Genomic DNA, 18,904 nt, shown 5'->3' with positions numbered 1-18,904 from the left:
TGGACGGCCGGGCCGGGAACGGCCCGGTGCGGCGGCGGCTGCGGGGCAGCGGCCTGCCGGTGGTTGCGGGGGGGGGGCACCGCGCACGGCATCGACGTACGGGCACCGGGGCATGCGCGCGTACGGGCGTACGGGTGCAGCGGCGTACGGGCGCACGGGCTCACAGGTGTCCCGGCGGACCGGCGGACCGGCGTAGGGAGGTGCGCCCTGCACGCGGGCGTGACGGCGCAGCCTGGCCGGGGCCCGGGAAGGGCCGCCCCGACCAGGCTGCGGAGGTGGTGGATCAGGCGGGGCGCGCGGCGTGTCCGGTCGGGTCGGCCAGCACGTAGCCGTCGCCCGCCCGGTGGGCGCGCGAGCGGCGCAGGTCGGCGAGGACGAAGGTGCGCTGGAGCCAGCGGTCGGTGCCGTCGAAGCGCGGACTGAAAGCGGTGCGCCCGTGCACGGTGATCCGGTTGTCGACGACGGCGAGGTCGCCGGGCTCCAGCCGGGCGGTCCGGGCGGTGCGTTCGAAGAGGAGTTGGAGCTCGGCCAGCGCGGCCGCCGCCCGCTCGGTGAGCGGTTCGGTGGCCGCCATGTCCACGCGCAGGTCCGGGTCCTCGTACGCCCCGGTGAGCACCGCGTGCGGCGCGGCGGGGCCGTCGCTGCCGCCGAAGGACGGCGGCGGCGCGGTGCGGAACTCCGGCCGGTGCAGCGCCGAGCGGGTCTGCGCGTCCAGCAGCGGCAGCACCTCGCGCACGCAGGAGGTCCGCAGCCCGGCCAGCCCCTCCGGGTCGGCGCGCAGGCACAGCAGCATGACGAAGTCCGGCCGGTGCGGGTGGAAGGCGTTCTCGTTGTGGAAGGTGAGCAGCACCGAGCCCGCGTTGCCCTGGAACTCCTCGCGTCCCGGCACCGGGACGACGTCCTGCACGAGCGCGCCGGTCTTCTCGGGTCGGAAGGCGGCCGGGTCGCCGAGCCCGCAGGCGACGAGCATCAGCACCGCCGCCGGTACGGTCGCGGTGCGCTGCACCGAGCCGTCGCTCAGCGGTGTGTCGCCGAGCTCGGACCCGGCGACCGGCAGCCCGCGCACGAGCAGGGCGCCGCCGGGTCCGGGCGCCCGGCGGAAGTCCCGCAGGGTCCGGCGCAGCCGGGTCGGCAGTTCCTCCCAGTGGTCACGGGCCGAGTCCACCCAGGCGGGGTCGTCGACCAGGGTGCCTTCCGGCCGGTCGCGGAGCAGTGCGGCGACCCGTGCGGTGGCGGCCGTCTCGGCCCCGGTGAGCACCAGGTCCGGTGCTGATATGTCGATGTCCAGTGATACCGGCACGGATGCCAGCCTTTCTCTCAGCGGTGGTGTGCGTGCCGGTCAGCGCGGTACGGCCGGGTCCAGCCGCCCGGAGACGACCTCCCACAGGCTGCCGACGGTCTCGAAGGCCTCCGGGCCCAACTCCTCGTCCGGGATGGACACCTGGTAGGCCTCCTCCAGCCGCACCAGCAGCTCGACGATGGCCATCGAGTCCAGCCCGGCGCCGCGCAGCCCGGCCTCGGCGGACAGCGGCCGCTCCTCGGCGAGCCGCGGCAGCAGCTCGGCCAGGACGTCCTCGTACCGGTCGTCCCAACGGGGTCGTGTGGTCATGCGGTTCAGCTCCTTGCGGTGCGACCGACGAGGTCGCGTCGGTCGTTCTGGTGGTCGTTCCGGTGGTGGTCGTTCCGGTGGTGGTCGTTCTGGTGGTCGGGCTGGTCATGGACGGGCAGCGGCCGGCGGGTCAGGGCCAGCCGGTCGGCGCTGACCACGCGGCCGTCCCGGACGGTGATCTCCGCCGGGGCCGGGCGTCCGAGGAAGCCGAGCAGGCTCGCGGTGGCGCCGTACGCACCGACGTTCGGCACGGCCAGCAGGGCGCCGGGCCGCGGCACCACGGCCTCCGTGGCCCGGCTGATCACGTCGGCGGGGGTGCACAGCGGCCCCACCAGGGCCACCCGGCGGGTCACGGGACCTTCCGCCGCCGGGTCGGCGTCCGGGTCGGCGTCCGGGTCGGCGTCCGGGTCGGCGTCCGGGTCGGCGTCGGTGAGGTGCAGCGGTTCGGCGCGCAGCGAGGGCAGTCGGCCCACCCCCGAGAGCCCGCCCAGGTGGTTGATCCCGCTGTCCAGCACGCCGTAGGTGGTGCCGCGGCTCTCCTTGACCTCGGTGACGGTGCAGACCAGTCGTCCGCTGTCGCCGACGAGGTAGCGGCCGGACTCGAAGGCCAGCTCCAACCGCCCCCGCCAACCCGGCAGGTGCTCGTCCAGCGCGGCCTCCAGCGGTTCGCGCAGAACGTCGTAGAGCGGTCGTTCGCCCGGCGCCGCGTACGGGCAGGCGAAGCCGCCGCCGAGGTCGAGCATCCGCAGCGGACGGCCCCAGTGGGCCTCCAGCGCGGCGGCGGTGCGTATCGAGGCGACGGCCTCGGCGAGCAGCCCCTGCGGATCGACGGCATTGGTCAGCGGGAAGAAGTGCAGCCCCCACAACTCGGTCCCCTCGACGACGAGTTCGGCGAGGTCGGGCAGACCGTCCGCGATGTCGTGGCCGAACTGCGAGGCGCCGCCGGTCATCCGCAGGCCGACGCCCGCTCCCGCGTCCGAGCCGTTGATCCGCAGCAGGCAGCGCGCCGTCACGCCCCGGGCGCGGGCGGCGGCGCCGACCCGGCGCAGGTCCGCGGGCGATTCGACCGAGAAGGTGCGCACTCCCGCGGCCAGGGCCTCGCCCAGCTCCGCGGCGGTCTTGCCCGGGCCGCCGTAGAGGCAGTCGGCCCCTTCGAATCCGGCGGCCAGGGCGGCGGCGAGTTCGCCGGTGGAGCAGATCTCCGGGCGGCAGCCGGCCAGCCGCAGGGTGCGGACCAGCTCGGGGTGCGGGTTCGCCTTGAGGGAGTAGTACAGGTGGGAGCGCTCGGGCAGGGCGGCGCGCAGGTCCGCCGCGGCCCGCTCGACCCGGGTCAGGTCGTACACGTACAGCGGGCTGCCGTAGCGCAGCGCCAGCTCGGCGGCCAGCAGGTCCTCGGCGCGGGGGGCGGTGGTGGAGGGCGGGGTCGTGGCGAGTGGGGTCGTGGCGGGTGGGTCAGTGCGCATCGCTCTCCAGCGCCTTTCGGTCGGTCTTGCCGTTGGGGGTGAGGGGCAGCCGGGCGACGACCCGGCAGTCGGCGGGCACCTTCGCCGCCTCCAGGCGTTCTTCGAGCCCCTCGATCACCCGGCGCGCGGTGAGCCCGTCCGCACCGGTGACGACCAGGCGCAGGTCGAGCCCGTCCCGGGGCGGCAGCGCGGCGGCGGCCCGTACGCCGGGCACGTCCAGCGCGGCCGCCTCGATCTCCGTGGTGCTCATGCGGACGCCGCGCCTCTTGAACTGGTCGTCGACGCGCCCGCTGATGTAGAGGTGGCCGTCCGCGTCCAGTCGGCCGTGGTCACCGGTGTGCAGTCGGGTCCGCCCGGTGTGCGGGTCCGGGCGGTAGCGGCCGGCGGTCGGTGCGGGCGCGTTCCAGTAGCCGGTCATCACGTGCGGGCCGCCGACGACGATCTCGCCGACCTCGCCCGGCGGCAGGGGTCGGCCTCGCCCGTCGAGCACCTCGACGGTGGTGCCGTCCAGGGGCAGGCCCACCGACCCGGGGCGTTCGCGGTCGACGTCCGGTTCGGCGATGGTGACCCGCTTGCACTCGGTGATGCCGTACATCGCCACCACGGCCGCACCCGGGAAGCCGGAGCGCAGCGCCTCGATGGTGGAACCGGCCAGTGCGGCGCCGGTGTTGGTGAACAGGCGGACGTGCTCCGGCGGCGCGCCGCGGGCCGCGAGGCGGCACAGCATCTCGGCGAGCGAGGGCACCACCGGCACCACGGTGGCCCGGTGCGTGCGCAGCAGCGTCAGGACGCGGACCGGCGCGGCGGCGTCCGCCAGCACCACCTCGGAGCCGCCGATCGCGGCCAGCAGGAGTTGGTAGAGCCCGTAGTCGAAGGAGAGCGGCAGCGCGGCGAGCACGACGTCCCGCGGTCCGTAGCCGAGCCGGCGGGCGATCGCGCGGGCGGCGAAGACCACTTGGCGGTGGGTGCAGACCACGCCCTTGGGGGCGGAGGTGCTGCCGGAGGTGTAGATCAGCTGGGCGATCGCGTCGACCGGCGGCCGGCCGTCGGGCGCGCGGGCCGTCCCGGCCCCGGCCCCGGCCCCGGGTCCCGCCTCCGCGGCGGGGCCCCGCAGGAGTTCGTCGGGCGTGGCCGTACGGGCGCCGCAGGCGGCGACCGCCGCACGGACCGGCTCCGTCTCGGCCGGGTCGAGCACGACCACCGCGGGAGCCGCGTCCGTCAGCACCCCGCTCAGCACGAATGCCTTCAACTCCGGGTTCAGCGGCACCGCGACGGCGCCGGCGCGCAGGACGCCGTAGTACAGCGCGACGAACTCCCGCCGGTTGCCGAGCCGCAGGACCACCCGGTCGCCGGGTACGACGCCGGACCCGTCGCGCAGCCGGGCGGCCACCGTGCGGCTGGCCGCGGCCAGTTCGGCGTAGGTCCAGGCGCCGGCGGCGTCGCGGACGGCGCTCGCGCCGGGACGGGCGGCCGCCGCGGCGTCGAGCAGGTCGACGACGAGCGTGCCGTCGTCGGGCGCGGGGGCGAGCGCGCCGTCGTCGGGCGCGGGCGCGTCGGCGCGCGTCCCGGGGGCGGTGGCGCTCATGCGGACCAGCCCGAGGGGTCGGTGATCTCGACGACCGCGCTGGTGCAGCTGTAGCCGGTGCCGCCACCGACCAGCAACACGCGGTCGCCCGCGCCGACTTCGCCGGTCTCCAGCAGTTCGTTCAGTCCCGCGAAGTGGTCGCCCGCGCCCAGGTGGCCGACCTCGCGGCAGAACTCCCAGTTGGAGTGCTTCTCCTCGATGCCCAGTTGGTGTTCCAACTGCCAGGTCAGCCGCTGGTGTCCGGTGGCGTTGAGCACCACCCGGTCGATCCGCTCGATCGGCGTGTCGGCATCGGCCAGCGCGGCCCGGATCGAGTCGGCCGCCACCTCGGCGGTGCGCAGCGTCGCCGCCCGCATGTTGCGGTGTGCGCGGAAGTACTCCTCGGCCCGCGTCCCCAGGTCGACCGGCCTGGGCTCGTCCTGCGGCCCGGACCGGAAGCCGGCGCCCCGGGCCAGGCCCTCCAGCGAGTTGTCCACCCGGGTCGCGGTGGCCAGCAGGCGGGCGGTCGCCGCTTCGGGCGAGGAGGTCAGCACCAGCGCGGTGCCGCCGTCGCCGTAGACCATGCCCCGTTCGGCCCGCCACCGGTCGAAGGCCGGGGGCGCGAAGCGGTCGGCCGTGGTCAGCAGCACGGCTTCGTCCTCGCCGGCCGGGCGCGAGCGCAGCTGGCGGGCGGCCAGCTCCAGCCCGGCCAGACCCGCGTTGCACTGCTGCAAGAGGTCGAAGGCGGGCACGGCCGACCCGACCGCGTGCTGCGCGACGTAGGCCGCGGACGGCCACAACTCCGCTCCCTGGAACCACAGGTAGCTGTGGAACACGGCGGCGACCCGCTCCGCGGCCGGGCCGGAACGGCGCAGCGCGGTGCGGGCCGCGCGGACGGCCATTTCCGGTGCCGACAGGTCGTCCGGCCCGTCGGCCACGGCCGAGCTGACCGAATGGATCTGGTTCACGGCGTGTTCCGCGGCGTCGTACGCGCCCGTCGCGACCGCCTCGGCGGCGTTCGTGCGGTCGGCCAGCCAGACACCCGTGCCTGCCAGGTACACCTGCTCCCAGCGCATGTCTCTCCGATCTCCGGCCCCGCGGCAGGGCGCCCGGGGCGACTGTCGGTCCCGATGTTTCCGCCCGCCGCCTGCCGCGCGGTTGCCCTGCACTGACGGCCCGGTCGGTGTCGCCCTGACCGCGCACCGGCCGCGCGCTGGCCGGGCACTGGCCGGGCACTGGCCCCGTGCTGGCCGAGGGCTGACCGCGCCCTGACCGCGCGCTGGTCGGGCACGGGCGAGGGAGTGACGGGGTACCGGCGGGGCGCCGGTCGCGCGCTGACGGGCCGCTGACGCACGACGGGCCGTCGACGGTGATACCGCCGACGGCCCGCGTGTGCCGGACCGGAGTCCGACGGAAGCCCTGCTGGATCGCTACTGAAGCCCTACTGAATCCCGGCGCCCTACGAGGGGGCGACCGCGGGGGTGAGGCGCAGGCGGTCGCGCGCCGCCGCGTCCACGGCTGCCGCTCCGTACGGCCAGGGCAGGCTGCCGCCCTTGACCCACGGGCCGATCTGGTCGATGTAGGAGTCCGCACCGGCGTGGCCCGACGCACCGGTCAGGTTGATCCAGCGGGAGCGCTCGAAGTCCGCGAGGTCCACCACCATGCGCATCGACGGCACCCAGATCACCTCGAAACCCTTCTGCGGGTCCCAGCCGTTGGCCAGCACCGAGTCGGTGCCGCCCCCCACGCCGACCGGGTCGGCGTTCAGCAGCCACTGGAGCGGCGCCGGACCGCCGGCGCCCAGGGTCGGGTTCTCCAGCGTCAGGGTGTGCAGGGCGCCCCACTTCCACTTCTTCGGATCGGCGCCGAGCCGCCCCCGCAGCTCCTTGGCGGCCTCCTCCATCGCCTTGCCCAGCATGGCGTCCCGGCCGTGCACGGAGGGGTCGGTGGCGCTGGTCCACCAGATGCTGTCGGGCCGGTCGAGCAGGCCGCGCACCACGTCGAACCAGCGGCCGCCGCCGTCCGGGTAGGCGTAGCCCTTGACCCCGGCCTTGGCGAGCCGGTCCGTGAAGGCGCTCTTCAGCAGCTCGCGCCAGACCGCGTTGAAGTAGGCGGCCGGCGCCGAGTCGGCGCCCTGGGAGAAGTCCCAGCCGCGCAGCAGGTCCTGGGCGGGCTTGGCGTCCGCGCCCACCTCGGCCTGGAGCAGCCGCGGCACCAGGGTGGCGGCGTTGCCGTTCCAGCTGTCCTGGGTGATCCGCTCCATGGCCGCGACGTCCAGCTTGCCGCCCTGCTCGATCAGCTGGGCGATCCGCTGGCTGCGGTAGCCGGTGCCCCAGCTGCTGCCGATCAGATGCGGGTAACCGGGGCCGACCACCGCGTTGTTGGCGGTGACGATGTAGCCCTCGGGCGGATTGAAGCTGGTGGGCAGCTGGTCGAAGGGCAGGTAGCCGGTCCAGTCGTAGGCCCCGGTCCAGCCCGGCACCGGGTGGCGGCTGTCGCCCGCCTTGCGGACGGGTATGCGGCCCGGGGTCTGGTAGCCGATGTTCCCGGACGTGTCCGCGTAGATCATGTTCTGCACGGGCGAGGCGAAGACCGCGGCGGCGGCGCGGAACTCGTCCCAGTTCTTGGCCCGGTCCAGGGCGAAGAGGGCGTCCATGGTGGGGGCCGGGTCCAGCGCCGTCCACTGCATCGCGACCGCGTAGTCCTCCTGCGGGCCGCGCGGCGGTACGTCGGGCTCCTTGCCGTCGTCGGCCACTTCGTCGGCGGACTTCAGCACGTCGGAGATCAGCGGGCCGTGCAGGGTCGAGCGGACGGTCAGGTCGACGGCGGGGGCGCCGGCCACCTTGATCTGCTCCTGGCGGACGACCAACGGCTTCTGCTCGCCCTGGTGTTCGTAGGTGGAGCCCTTGACCTTCTCCACGAAGAGGTCCGAGTCGGCCGCGCCCAGGTCGGTGAAGCCCCAGGAGATGTCGGCGTTGTGGCCGATCACCACGCCCGGCATCCCCGCGAAGGTGAAGCCGGTGACGTCGTAGGGGCACTCGGGGCCGACCCGGTTGCAGTGCAGGCCGACCTGGTACCAGATGCCCGGGAGGGAGGGGGTCAGGTGCGGGTCGTTCTCCAGCAGCGGCTTGCCGGTGGTGGTACGACTTCCCGACACCACCCAGGAGTTGGAGCCGATGCCGATGCCCTGCGGGCCGAGGACGGCGGCCAGCACCTTGCGCACCCCGGCACTGTCGGCCAGCGCGGTCGAGGCCCCGGCGGGAACGACGGGCGCCGCTCCGGCGGCGGGCGCGGACGGCGCGGCGGGCGCCGCGGGCGGGGTCGACGCGGCGGACGGGGTCGCGGTCACCGGTGCGTTCGCGGGAGCGGAAGCGTTCGCCGGGGCGGGCGCACGGTCCGGGACGATCGGCGACCAGCGCGTGAAGTCGTAGCCCGGGTGGAGGTCGTCGGCCGTGCCGGCGGGCAGCTTGGCCGCCAGCATCGCCTGCTGGAACTGGTCGATCATGCCGGTGTTGAGGTTCCAGGCCATGGTCTTCAGCCAGGACACCGAGTCGGCGGGGGTCCACGGCTCGGGCCGGTAGTCGCCGGAGACGAATCCGAGCACCGGGTACTCGACCGACAGCTCGGCGCCCTTGTGCTGGGCGAGGTAGGCGTTCACCCCGTCGGAGAAGGCCCTCAGGTACGCCTGCGTCTGCGGTGACAGCATGGCCACCTCTTGCTCGGCCACCCGGTACCAGCCGAAGGTGCGCGCCACCTTGTCGGTCTGCACCTGGCTCGGGCCGAACATCTCGGCGAGCCGGCCCGCGGTGACGTGCCGCTGGGTGTCCATCTGCCAGAAGCGGTCCTGGGCCTGCGCGTAGCCCTCGGCCATGAACAGGTCGTGCGCGGTGTCGGCGTAGATCTGGGGGATCCCCGAGGCGTCCCGCACGATCCGGGCCTCGCCCTTCAGGCCGGGGACGCTGGTGCTGCCGGCGAGCTGGGGCAGCGAGCGCTGGACCGTCCACTGCACGTACCCGGCCAGGCCGGCGACCGCCAGGACCAGCAGCGCGGTGAACGCCACCGCGGTGCGCAGGAGGATCCGCCGCAGCCGACGGCGGCGGGCGGGACGCGCGGGGGCCGGAGCGTCCTGGTCGGGGGTCCCGGGGTCGACCGGTATCGCGGCGGCCCCGGGGCCGGGGGCCGGACCGGAACCGTCCGGCGGGGCCGTGTCGGCGGTGTCGGCCGTTTCGGGCTGGACTGTCATGGGGTGGCGCTTCCTTGTCTCTGCGGATCTACGGATCTGCGGATCTACGGGTTTGCGGATCTACGGGTTTGCGGGTCCACGGCCATGGCGAACACCGCCGTGCGCGGGCCACGGGGCGCGGCGCACGGCGGTGGGGCGACGGACGGGGTCGGGAGGGAGAGGTAGGGAGAGGTAGGGAGGACGGAGTGGGCGGGCGGGTGGCCTCAGCGGGCCAGCCGGGCCGCGCTTTCGGCCCAGGGGCCGCGGGTGGCGGCGGGGGCGGGCCCGACCAGGGTCAGGTGGGGGCGGCCGGTCTCGGGCCCCGCACCGAACGGCGCGGCCACCGCGCCGGCGTGGCCCGGTTCCCCGGCCGCCGCGGCCGGGGCGAGACGGGCGAAGGGATCGGGGCGGCGCGCGAGGATCGCCTCCTCGATGCCGCGCAGCTCGGGTCCGGGCAACAGCCCGAGGTTCTCCATCAGGGTGTGCCGGGCCCGCTGGTAGGCGGCCAGCGCGTCGGCCTGACGGCTGCCCCGGTAGAGCGCGACCATGAGCAGGGCCCAGAGGCGTTCGCGGTACGGGTGTTCGGAAGTGAGGACCAACAGGTGGGGCACCAGACGTGCGTGGCCGCCGAGTTCGAGCGCCAGCTCGGTGTGCTCCTCGACGACCGCCAGGCGCAGCTCCACGAGCCGGGTGCGTTCGACGTCGAGCAGCGGGCCGCTCACGCCCGTGAGCGCGGGACCGGGCCAGGCGGCCAGGGCGGTGGCCAGCGTGCGCTCGGCCGCCTCCGGCCGGCCGACGGACCGCAGCTCCCGGGCCTCGGCCACGGCCTGCTCGAAGCGCCCCAGGTCGCACTGCTGGGGGCCGATGGAGAGCCGGTAGGAGGCGCCGACCCGGGTGAGGACTCCCCCGGCGGTGCGCGGCGCCCGGTCGGGCTCGACGAGCTTGCGCAGCTTGGACACGTACGCCTGTACGAGGTTGGCACCGTCCAGCACGGCGGTGTCGCCCCAGATCCCGTCGATCAGGTGGTCGCGGCCGACGGGCGAGCCCGCGCGGAGCAACAGGACGGCCAGCAGGGCCCGCTGACGGGGAGCACCGAGCGGGAGTTCGACGCCGTTCCGCCATCCCCTCACCTCGCCCAGCAGTTCGAAGCTGAGGTCGGCCGGGTGCGCGGCAGAGGTGGGGTGCGCGGTCGAAGGAGACAGAAGGGCAGTCATGGCAACCTCCGCTGGCCCGGGTCCATCGTGTGGCGGTTCGGGAGCAGCTGTGGGGAGTACGGTGCGGGGTCGGGTCGGCCGGGGCCGGGGTGCGGTGCGCGTCCGGACGGACCGGGTGGGTCCGGTACGAAGCACCGGCCCAGTGGCCGACCACCGCACGGTTGGAATGGTGCACCTGGCGCATATACGGAGGATCCTCGGGCGCGCAGACGACGGGCGCGACAGCGGTGATCGCGCATATATCCGTCGTAGAGCGGCCTGGATCAGTCTTGTTCCAGAGCAGCCGGAACCGACACGGTGTGACCGGCTCTCCCCACATACGCAGGCATCGATCCACGAAGCGGACGGCAATCCCATGAAGCGCTCCATCACCACCCTGGCCCTGCGCAAGACCGCGATCGTCCTCACCGTCGGCTGCGCCGCCGCGCTGTTCTCGGTGGCGGTCTCCCACGAGGACGCCCCCGCACCGGGCCACGCGGTGACCGTCGTCGCCGGCGGCCCGGTCACCCCGACCGAGTGGAACAGCCAGGGCTGATCCACGGCTCCCCGCCGCACGACCCGTCCAGCCCCCTCAGCCCGTCGAGCCGCTCGCGCTCACGGGCCGACGGCGTTCACGGACGACGGAGCTCAGGGGCGGACGGTGTTCACGGGCCGACGGGGCTCACGGGCCGACGGGGCTCACACACCGGCGATGCTCACGGAGCGGTCGCCAGCTCCAACGACCGGGCCAGCTCCTCGGCCTGGTCCACGTCCGGCAGCCCGAGGAGGGCGTAGACGTCACGGGCCTGCTGGGCCCGGGCCGACGCCCCCGCGGTGTCCCCGGTCTCGGCCAGGGCGCGGGCCAGGGCCAGCAGGCAGTGTCCGCGCTGCTGTTGGGAGCCCAGCTCCTCGCTCAGGGCCAGGGCCCGCCCGGCCTCCGCGAGGGCTTCGTCGTAGCGACCCAGGTCCCGCAGGCTGCCCGAGAGCATGAACCTCGCCTGGGTCTCCCGCCCCCGCAACCGGGCCGCCGCGCACACCTCCAGGCAGGCGGTGTAGCTGATGACGGCGTCGGCGTGCCGCCCCATCTCGTGCAGCGCCATGCCGTGCACGTACCAGGCGTACGAGGTCACGTGCGGGTCCCGCTCGGTGCGCAGCCGGTCCAGCGCGGCCTCGCACACCTCCACCGCATCGACGGGGCGGCCGCTGCGCACCCGGGCCTGGGCCGCGTTCAGTTCGGTGGTCAGCTCCCCCGAACGGTGTCCCAGCCTCCTGGCGAGCTCCACCGCCCGGTCGTAGAACATCGCCGCGTCCGTGAAGCGCCGCTGCCACTGCGCGATCAGCCCGCGGTCGTTGAGGATCTGCCGCAGGATGACCTCGTCCCCGGCCCGCGCACAGGCTTCGGTCGCCAGCCGGGTGTGCAGCTCGGCCTCGGCCAGCCGGGTGTACTGCAGGGCGGCGTTGCCGCACACGAAGCGCGCCCGCGCCTCGGCGTGGTCGTCGCCGCGCGCCGCCGCCGCGTCGGCCACCTTGCGGGCGGCGGTGGCCAGTTGCAGGTAGGGGATGTCCTGCCCGAAGGGGCTCATCGCGACCAGCAGGTCGGCCGCGGCGCGCAGGGTGCGGGAATCACCGCCCGTGGGGCCCTGCGCGGCCAGGGCGGCCGCGTTGGCGGCGCAGTCGAACTCCTGCGTGACCCAGGCGCGCGCGTCGGCGAGGGTGGCGAAGCGCGGCCCCGCCTCGGGCCGGCCGCCGAGGATCGCGCCGACCGGGTCGCCCGGCACCATCGTCTGGAAGGCGGCGCACGAACCGTCCAACAGGAAGTCGAGGAGCCGCCCCAGCGCCGCCGCCCCGTCGTCGCCGTCCGCCTCGTCCGGTCCCGGCTGCTCGGGCCCGACGAGCTGGAGCGCGAAGGAGCGCACCAGGTCGTGGTAGCGGTAGTGGCCGGGCCGCGGCGCCTCCAGCATCGCCGCGTCGACCAGCGCCTCCAGCAGTTCCTCGGCGTCGTACTCGTCCATGCCCAGGGTCGCGGCGGCGGCGGCCGTCCCGATGCCCTGCCGGGTGACCGGCGCGAGCAGCCGGAACGCCCGCGCCTGGGCGCGGGTCAGCTGGCGGTAGCCGAGCTCGAAGACGGCCGCGACGGCCAGGTCACCGGCGCGCAGCTCACCGATCCGCAGCCGTTCGTCGGCGAGGCGGCCGGTCATCGTCGCCACCCGCCAGCGGGGCCGGGCCGCGAGCCGCGCCGCCACGATGCGCACCGCGAGCGGGAGGTGCCCGCACAGGGCGACCAGCTCGACGGCGGCCTCCGGCTCCTCGTCGATGCGGCCGGCCCCGACGATCGCCCGCAGCAGGGCGATCGCCTCGCCGGTGTCGAAGACGTCGAGGTCGCTCTGCAGGGCGGTGGAGAGCCCGGCGAGCACGGCCCGGCTGGTGACGATGACCCCGCAGTCGGCGGAGCCGGGGAGCAGCGGCCGGATCTGCGCGGGGTCGCGGGCGTTGTCCAGTACGACCAGGATGCGGCGGCCGTCGAGGGTCGTGCGGAAGAGCAGCGCCCGGTCCTCGGTCGAGGCGGGCATCCCGTGGCCGGGGATCCCCAGCGCGGTCAGGAAGCTGCCCAGGACGGCTCCCGGGTCCGCGGGCTCCAGGCCGTTGCCGCGCAGGTCGGCGTAGAGCTGGCCGCCCCCGAATTCCGGTTTGGCCTGGTGGGCGACCTGGAGGGCGAGGGTGCTCTTGCCGATCCCGCCCATGCCGGTGACGGACACCACCGCGAGGGAGGGGCGCGCCGGGTCGGTCAGCGCCCGGTAGAGGCCCTGGACCTGCTCCTCGCGGCCGGTGAAGTCGGAGATGTCGGCGGGCAGCTGGGCGGGCCGGGTGGGTGCGGGCGCCTCCTTGGACGCCTCGGTTGGCGGTTCCGGTTCGGGTCCGCCGGCATCGGTCGGCTGGTCCCGGTCCCCGGCCGGCCGGCCCATCAGGAGCGGGTCGTTCGCGAGGATCCGCTCGTGCAGCGCGCTCAGTTCGGGACCGGGGTCGATGCCCAGTTCGTCGGCCAGGACCCGGCGGGCCCGGCCGAAGGCGGCGAGCGCGTCGGCCTGGCGCCCCATCGCGTACAGCGCGCGCATCAGGAACCCGTACGGCCGTTCCTGGAGCGGGTGTTCGTGCGTGAAGCCGATGAGGTCGGGGATGACGAGCCCGTGCCGACCCTGCCGGAGGTCGTGTGCGAAGCGCTCCTCGACCAGGGCGAGCCGCAGCGCGGTGAACCGCGAGCGCTGCTGCTCGGCGAACGGCCCCGGTACGCCCGCCAGGGGCTCGCCGCTCCACAGGGCGAGGGCCTCGGCGAGCAGCCTGCCGCACTCCTCTTCCTGCCCGGTCGCCCGGGCGCGCGCGGCCCCGGCCGCCAGCTCCTCGGCGTACAGCGCGTCCACCGAGCGGGGCGGCACCAGCAGCTGGTAGCCGTCGCGCAGCGATACGAGGACCTTGGGCGCGGAGCGGTCCTCCTCCACGATCTGGCGCAGCCGCCAGGCATGGGTGCGCAGGCTCGACAGCGCCGAATCGGGCGCTTCCTCGCCCCAGATCGAGGCGAGCAACTCGTGCGCGGGCGTGGCCCGGCCCGCGCGCAGCAGCAGCGCCGTCAGCAGGGCCTGTTGCTGTGGCGATCCGGTGGTCAGGGCGCACCCGTCCCGAACGACCCGCACGGCTCCGAGCACGGTGAACCGGATGCCGGCTTCCCCCATGAGTCCCGATTTCCTTCCCCACTGGTCACGTGAGATCGCGGTGGAGCGCCCCCCGGCAACTCCACCGATTCAACCTGGTCGTCACACCATAAAGTGAGACGAATCCATCGTCTCAGAGCCGTCCGGGCGAATGGGTGGCCAGTACACGGCATCCACCCCAGGAGACGGGAAACGGCCGTTCCGGGTTCCTCCCGAACGGCCGGGCTGCCGTCTGACCCGTTCTGACCGTCTTGGTCCCAACTGGTCTCCGACAACGACCAAGGGGCCGTTTCAGATTGCTCTGAAACGGCCCCTGATCTGCGACTACGAGGCGAACCTCTAGTCGGGACGACAGGATTTGAACCTGCGACCCCTTGACCCCCAGTCAAGTGCGCTACCAAGCTGCGCCACGTCCCGCTGCCCCTGTCACCTGGGGTTTCCCCCGGGTGGCGGTGCATGGGCAACATTACCCCACGTCGGGGGGTGTGCACGCACCGCCGACGGGGCGGGGTGGAGGATGGGGGCGTGGACACGGGAGCGAGGGACCGGGACGGTGAGGGGCGGGCGCGCAGCGCGCGGCCCCGTGACGGGCTGGGGCGACCCCTGCCGTACGGGGCGGCGGGAGTCGAGCGGCAGCCCGAAGGCGTCGTGCGGACCCCGGAGGCGACGGTGCGCGAGGCGCAGCGGCTGCTGGACGCGGGGATGCCGTTCCACGCGCACGAGGTGTTCGAGGACGCCTGGAAGTCGGGCCCGGCGGAAGCGGCCCCGCTGTGGCGGGGGCTCGCGCAGCTCGCGGTCGGACTGACCCACGCGGCGCGCGGCAACACGGTGGGCGGAGCTCGGCTGTTGCGACGCGGCGCGGCCTCCCTCGCCGGGGTGGAGGGCGCGCACGGCATCGACGTACCGGGGCTGGTCCGGTGGGCCGACGAGCTGGCCCACCGGGTGGCGGCCGGTCCGGCCGGCGGTCCTGCCGTCGACCCGGCGCGCGAGGCGCCGCGGCTAGGCGGCGGCGGGCTGGAGTAGGTCCCAGCGGTTTCCGTAGAGGTCTTCGAAGACGGCGACGGAGCCGTACGGCTCGTGGCGCGGGTCCTCCAGGAAGCGGACGCCCTCGGCGGTCATCCGGGCGTGGTCGCCCGCGAAGTCGTCGGTGTACAGGAAGAACCCGACGCGGCCGCCGGTCTGGTCGCCGACGCGCGAGCGCTGGGCCTCGTCCTTGGCACGGGCCAGCAGCAGCGCGCCCTCGGTGGCGCCCGGCGGGCGGACCACGACCCAGCGCGATCCGTCGGGGCGGGCGGTGTCCTCGACCAGCTCGAAGCCGAGGGCGCGGGTGTAGAAGTCGAGGGCTTCGTCGTAGTCGTGGACCACGAGTGCGGTGAGGGCGATGTAGGCGGGCATGGCCCCTATTGTGCGGTGAGCAGGACGACCTCCAGGGTGCGGGGGCCGTGCACGCCCTCCACCCGGTCCAACTCGATGTCGCTGGTGGCCGAGGGGCCGGAGATCCAGGTCAGCGGGCGGGTGGGGTCGAGCAGGGCGACCGCCTGCGGGACCGAGTCCACCACCTGGTCCGGGACCCGCACCACGCAGACGTGGTGGTCCGGGACCAGGGTGATCCGGCGCCGTCCCTGGCCGGGGCCGCCGTCGAGGACGATCGTGCCCGTCTCCGCGACGGCCAGGGCGCAGCCGGTCACCACGCTGTCCACGGCGTCCAGTTCGTACGGGGTGGACTCCGCCCGGTCCTGGACGCGGACCGGATCGGCCGCCGCGAGCCAGTGCGGGGGCAGCCCGGCCGGCACGAGGACCGACCGCGCGCCGCGCGCCGCGAGGAGGCGACCCAGCAGCGCGGCGATGCCGTCCTCGTCGGTCCGGTGCACGCGCGCCCGGTACTCGGTGAGGTGGGCGGCGAGGAGGTCCGCCGTCGCGGCCGGGGTGCGGTCGCCGTGGACCCGGAGGTAGTCGCGGGGGACGACCGGGTCGGGGGCGCCCTGGGCCAGCGCCCGGCCGATGCGTCCCAGGACGCGGTCCCTGCTGCTCATCCCCGGCCTCCCCGGTCCGCCCGCCGGCCCCGCTCCCGTTCCCGTTCCCACCAGTCGCGGAACGGCTCCGCCGGGAGCCGGGGCAGCGCGCGGCTGTCCGTCCAGGCCCGCCCGGCCCCCGGCAGTCGGCGCGGCCGCAGCCGGCGGGCCCGGGCCAGGAGCCGCTCCCCCGCCCGCAGCGCCTGCGGGTGGTCGAGCAGCAGCCGGGCGGCCCGCATCGCGGCCCGCTCGGCGGCGTGCCCCCGCGCGGGGCGGATCCGCACCCGGATGCCCTCGCGGGTCACCGGGCCGCCCTGGGCCACCCGTTCGCGCAGGTGGACCAGGACCTCGGGGATGTCGATGGCCACCGGGCACACCTCGTAGCAGGCCCCGCAGAGCGTGGAGGCGTAGGGCAGCGAGGCGTCGATCGCGCTCCCGGTGCCGCGGAGTTGGGGGCTGAGGATGGCGCCGATCGGGCCCGGGTAGACGCTGCCGTAGGCGTGGCCGCCCGCGCGCTCGTAGACCGGGCAGACGTTGAGGCAGGCGGAACAGCGGATGCAGCGCAGGGCCTGGCGGCCGACCTCGTCGGCGAGGGTGTCGGTGCGCCCGTTGTCGAGCAGGACGAGGTGGAAGGCGCGGGGGCCGTCGCCCTCTGCCCCCCGCAATGGGCCCAGCCCCGTCCACATCGTCGTGTACGGGTTCATTCGCTCGGCTGTCGAGGAGCGCGGCAGTGTCTGGAGGAAGACCTCCAGGTCGCGGAAGGTCGGCACGACCTTCTCGATGCCCACGACCGAGATCAGGGTCTCGGGCAGGGTCAGGCACATGCGGCCGTTGCCCTCGGACTCGAAGACGACCATCGTGCCCGTCTCGGCGACCATGAAGTTCGCGCCGGACACCGCGACCCGGGCGCGCAGGAACTTCTCCCGCAGGTGCAGTCGCGCCGCCTCCGCGAGGGCGCGCGGGTCGTCGTCGAGGCCGTCGGGCGCGGGACGGCCCCACCGGCCCATCTCCGCGGCGAAGACGTCCCGGATCTCGCCGCGGTTGCGGTGGATGGCCGGGACCAGGATGTGGGAGGGCCGGTCGTGGCCCAGCTGCACGATGAGTTCGGCGAGGTCGGTCTCGTACGCGGCGATCCCGGCCGCCTCCAGGGCTTCGTTGAGGCCGATCTCCTGCGTGGCCATGGACTTCACCTTGACCACCTCGCGCTCGCCGGTGGCGCGGACCAGGTCGGTGACGATCCGGTTGGCCTCCGCCGCGTCCGCCGCCCAGTGGACCGTGCCGCCCGCCGCCGTGACGGCGGCCTCCAACTGGAGCAGGTAGCGGTCGAGGTGGCGCAGGGTGTGGTCCTTGATGGCCTTCCCGGCCGCGCGCAGCCGCTCCCAGTCGGCGAGTTCCGCGACGGCCCGGGCGCGGCGGTCGCGGATGGTGTGGGTGGCGCGGCGGAGGTTGGCGCGCAGCGTGTCGTCCCGCACGGCCTCGCGGGCGGCGTCGGGGAAGGCGGGGAAGGCCGGGGCCGACGCGGTGGCCGGGGCCGACGGGAAGGCGGGCATGCCCAGGTCCGTGGGGGTGGTGCGGCCCGTACCGGTCATCGCGCGGGTTCCTCCTCGGTCGCGGCCAGGATCTCGGCGAGGTGCAGGGCGCGCAGCGGCGCGCCGGCGCGGCGCAGGGTCCCGTCGAGGTGGGCGAGGCAGGAGTTGTCGGCCCCGCACAGCACCTCGGCGCCGGTGGCCCGGGCGCTGCGGATCTTGTCGGTACCCATCGCCGCGGACACGTCGGGGTTCTTCAGGGCGAAGGTGCCGCCGAAGCCGCAGCACTCCTCGGCCCCGGGGAGTTCGAGGAGCTCCAGTCCCCGGACCGCGGCGAGCAGCCGGCGCGGCCGGTCACCGAGCCCGAGGGAGCGCAGGCCGTGGCAGGACGGGTGGTAGGTGACCTTGTGCGGGAAGTACGCCCCGACGTCGCTCACCCCGAGCACGTCCACGAGGAACTCGGTCAGCTCGTACACCCGCGGGGCCAGCTCCGCCGCCAGCTCCGCGAGCTCGGCGCCGCGGCCCTCGTCAGCCGCCCTGCGCCCGATCCGGGGGTAGTGCTCGCGGAGCATCGCGGCGCAGGACCCGGAGGGCGTGACGACGTGGTCGTACCCGGCGAAGGCCGCGGCGGTGCGCCGCAGCAGGGGCTCGGTCTCCCACCGGTAGCCGGTGTTGTAGGAGGGCTGGCCGCAGCAGCTCTGGCCCGCGGGGAAGTCCACCTCCACCCCGAGGCGCTCCAGCAGCCGCACGACGGCGATCCCCGTCGAGGGGTACAACGCGTCGTTGACGCAGGTGACGAACAGGGCGACCCGCATGACCGCACCCTAGCGGGGTGCACAATGGCGCGGTGAAGAAGTTCTCAGTGATCGGCATAGGCGCGGGCGACCCGGACCACCTCACCCTCCAGGCGGTGAAGGCGATCGGCGCCGCGCACGCGTTCCTCATCCTGGAGAAGGGCGAGGAGAAGGCGGACCTGACCGGGCTGCGGCGCGCGATGCTCGACGCCCACGCCCGCCCCGACCACCGGCTCGTGGAGGGCCGCGACCCGGACCGGGACCGCACTCCGGCCCACTACGCCCCGACGGTGGACGGCTGGCGCAGTGCGCGGGCCGAGCTGTTCGAGCGGTTCATCGCGCAGGACCTCGCCGAGGGCGAGACGGGCGCGTTCCTGGTGTGGGGCGACCCCTCCTTGTACGACTCCACGCTGGCGATCCTCGACGAGGTGCTGGAGCGGGGCCGGGTGGAGTTCGAGCACGAGGTGGTCCCCGGCATCAGCAGCGTCTCCGCGCTGCTGGCCCGGCACCGCACCAACCTCAACCGGGTCGGCCGTCCCGTCCAGATCACCACCGGGCGCCGGCTGGCCGAGGGCTGGCCCGCGGACGTGGACGACGTGGTGGTGATGCTGGACGCCCGGCACGCCTTCACGCACCACCTCGACCAGGACCTCTTCATCTACTGGGGCGCCTACGTCGGCACCGAGGACGAGATCCTGGTCTCGGGGAAGCTGGCCGAGGTGGCCGGGCGGATCGAGGAGCTGCGCACCGAGGCCCGGGCCCGCAAGGGCTGGATCATGGACACGTACCTGCTGCGCCGGAACTGACCCTCGGGCGC

15 protein-coding genes and 1 tRNA gene are annotated in these 18,904 nt (G+C 74.8%); 3 read left to right on the top strand and 13 right to left on the bottom strand.

Annotated elements, in window-relative coordinates; genetic code table 11:
• Positions 1–283: 283 nt before the first annotated feature.
• The 7 genes from ACIBEA_RS00885 to ACIBEA_RS00855 all read right to left on the bottom strand — a co-directional run bounded on the left by ACIBEA_RS00885 (position 284) and on the right by ACIBEA_RS00855 (position 10,072).
• Positions 284–1,309 carry a TauD/TfdA family dioxygenase gene (locus tag ACIBEA_RS00885; protein WP_399257879.1) on the bottom strand — a complete coding sequence of 342 codons (1,026 nt, stop codon included), beginning with the start codon at positions 1,307–1,309 and terminating at the stop codon, positions 284–286.
• A 30-nt stretch (positions 1,310–1,339) separates the two neighbouring features.
• On the bottom strand, positions 1,340–1,609 hold the full coding sequence (locus ACIBEA_RS00880; RefSeq protein ID WP_399256481.1) for a phosphopantetheine-binding protein: 270 nt from the start codon (positions 1,607–1,609) through the stop codon (positions 1,340–1,342).
• A gap of 5 nt (positions 1,610–1,614) precedes the next feature.
• A complete protein-coding gene (locus ACIBEA_RS00875) occupies positions 1,615–3,072 on the bottom strand; it encodes a type III PLP-dependent enzyme (protein WP_399256479.1) in 1,458 nt (485 codons plus the stop codon).
• Complete coding sequence (locus tag ACIBEA_RS00870; protein WP_399256477.1) at positions 3,062–4,657, bottom strand: class I adenylate-forming enzyme family protein; 1,596 nt, start codon at positions 4,655–4,657, stop codon at positions 3,062–3,064. Before ACIBEA_RS00870 ends, ACIBEA_RS00875 begins: the two co-directional genes overlap by 11 nt.
• Positions 4,654–5,712, bottom strand: coding sequence for a ketoacyl-ACP synthase III family protein (locus tag ACIBEA_RS00865; protein ID WP_399256475.1), 1,059 nt, complete (start codon positions 5,710–5,712; stop codon positions 4,654–4,656). Before ACIBEA_RS00865 ends, ACIBEA_RS00870 begins: the two co-directional genes overlap by 4 nt.
• Positions 5,713–6,095: 383 nt before the next feature.
• Entirely contained in the window at positions 6,096–8,879 is a 2,784-nt protein-coding gene (locus tag ACIBEA_RS00860) for a penicillin acylase family protein (RefSeq protein WP_399256473.1), read from the bottom strand.
• A gap of 203 nt (positions 8,880–9,082) precedes the next feature.
• Positions 9,083–10,072, bottom strand: a complete 990-nt coding sequence (locus ACIBEA_RS00855; protein ID WP_399256471.1) for a BTAD domain-containing putative transcriptional regulator — start codon at positions 10,070–10,072, stop codon at positions 9,083–9,085.
• 355 nt (positions 10,073–10,427) lie between these two features.
• Between ACIBEA_RS00855 and ACIBEA_RS00850 the strand changes: the two genes are divergently transcribed.
• Positions 10,428–10,607, top strand: coding sequence for a hypothetical protein (locus ACIBEA_RS00850; protein WP_354380976.1), 180 nt, complete (start codon positions 10,428–10,430; stop codon positions 10,605–10,607).
• A 160-nt stretch (positions 10,608–10,767) separates the two neighbouring features.
• Here ACIBEA_RS00850 and ACIBEA_RS00845 read toward each other — a convergent pair whose 3' ends face one another.
• Positions 10,768–13,776 carry an AfsR/SARP family transcriptional regulator gene (locus tag ACIBEA_RS00845; RefSeq protein WP_399256469.1) on the bottom strand — a complete coding sequence of 1,003 codons (3,009 nt, stop codon included), beginning with the start codon at positions 13,774–13,776 and terminating at the stop codon, positions 10,768–10,770.
• A 322-nt stretch (positions 13,777–14,098) separates the two neighbouring features.
• Positions 14,099–14,172: transfer RNA gene (locus ACIBEA_RS00840), tRNA-Pro, on the bottom strand.
• Positions 14,173–14,211: 39 nt separating this feature from the next.
• Between ACIBEA_RS00840 and ACIBEA_RS00835 the strand changes: the two genes are divergently transcribed.
• Positions 14,212–14,778 carry a DUF309 domain-containing protein gene (locus tag ACIBEA_RS00835; protein ID WP_399256467.1) on the top strand — a complete coding sequence of 189 codons (567 nt, stop codon included), beginning with the start codon at positions 14,212–14,214 and terminating at the stop codon, positions 14,776–14,778.
• Here the strand turns inward: ACIBEA_RS00835 and ACIBEA_RS00830 are convergent.
• Genes ACIBEA_RS00830 through ACIBEA_RS00815 form a run of 4 tightly spaced genes read right to left on the bottom strand, consistent with a single transcriptional unit; the run spans position 14,755 to position 18,108 of the window.
• The gene (locus tag ACIBEA_RS00830; RefSeq protein WP_399256465.1) at positions 14,755–15,150 is read right to left on the bottom strand and encodes a VOC family protein; all 396 of its coding nucleotides are present in this window, start codon (positions 15,148–15,150) and stop codon (positions 14,755–14,757) included. The two genes, ACIBEA_RS00835 and ACIBEA_RS00830, sit on opposite strands and share 24 nt — an antisense overlap.
• A gap of 5 nt (positions 15,151–15,155) precedes the next feature.
• Complete coding sequence (locus tag ACIBEA_RS00825) at positions 15,156–15,788, bottom strand: lactate utilization protein C (RefSeq protein WP_399256463.1); 633 nt, start codon at positions 15,786–15,788, stop codon at positions 15,156–15,158.
• Entirely contained in the window at positions 15,785–17,317 is a 1,533-nt protein-coding gene (locus ACIBEA_RS00820; RefSeq protein WP_399257877.1) for a lactate utilization protein B, read from the bottom strand. The genes ACIBEA_RS00825 and ACIBEA_RS00820 overlap by 4 nt, the downstream gene beginning before the upstream one ends.
• A gap of 35 nt (positions 17,318–17,352) precedes the next feature.
• Positions 17,353–18,108 carry a (Fe-S)-binding protein gene (locus ACIBEA_RS00815; protein ID WP_399256461.1) on the bottom strand — a complete coding sequence of 252 codons (756 nt, stop codon included), beginning with the start codon at positions 18,106–18,108 and terminating at the stop codon, positions 17,353–17,355.
• A 32-nt stretch (positions 18,109–18,140) separates the two neighbouring features.
• Here ACIBEA_RS00815 and cobF point away from each other — a divergent pair, with 32 nt between their 5' ends.
• On the top strand, positions 18,141–18,893 hold the full coding sequence (cobF, locus tag ACIBEA_RS00810; RefSeq protein WP_399256459.1) for a precorrin-6A synthase (deacetylating): 753 nt from the start codon (positions 18,141–18,143) through the stop codon (positions 18,891–18,893).
• Positions 18,894–18,904 lie beyond the last annotated feature (11 nt).

Source organism: Streptomyces sp. NPDC051555 (assembly GCF_044454405.1).
Taxonomy (GTDB): Bacteria; Actinomycetota; Actinomycetes; order Streptomycetales; family Streptomycetaceae; genus Streptomyces.
Note: the sequence above shows the minus strand (reverse complement) of the source record. Positions and strands in the feature narration are given on the sequence as shown.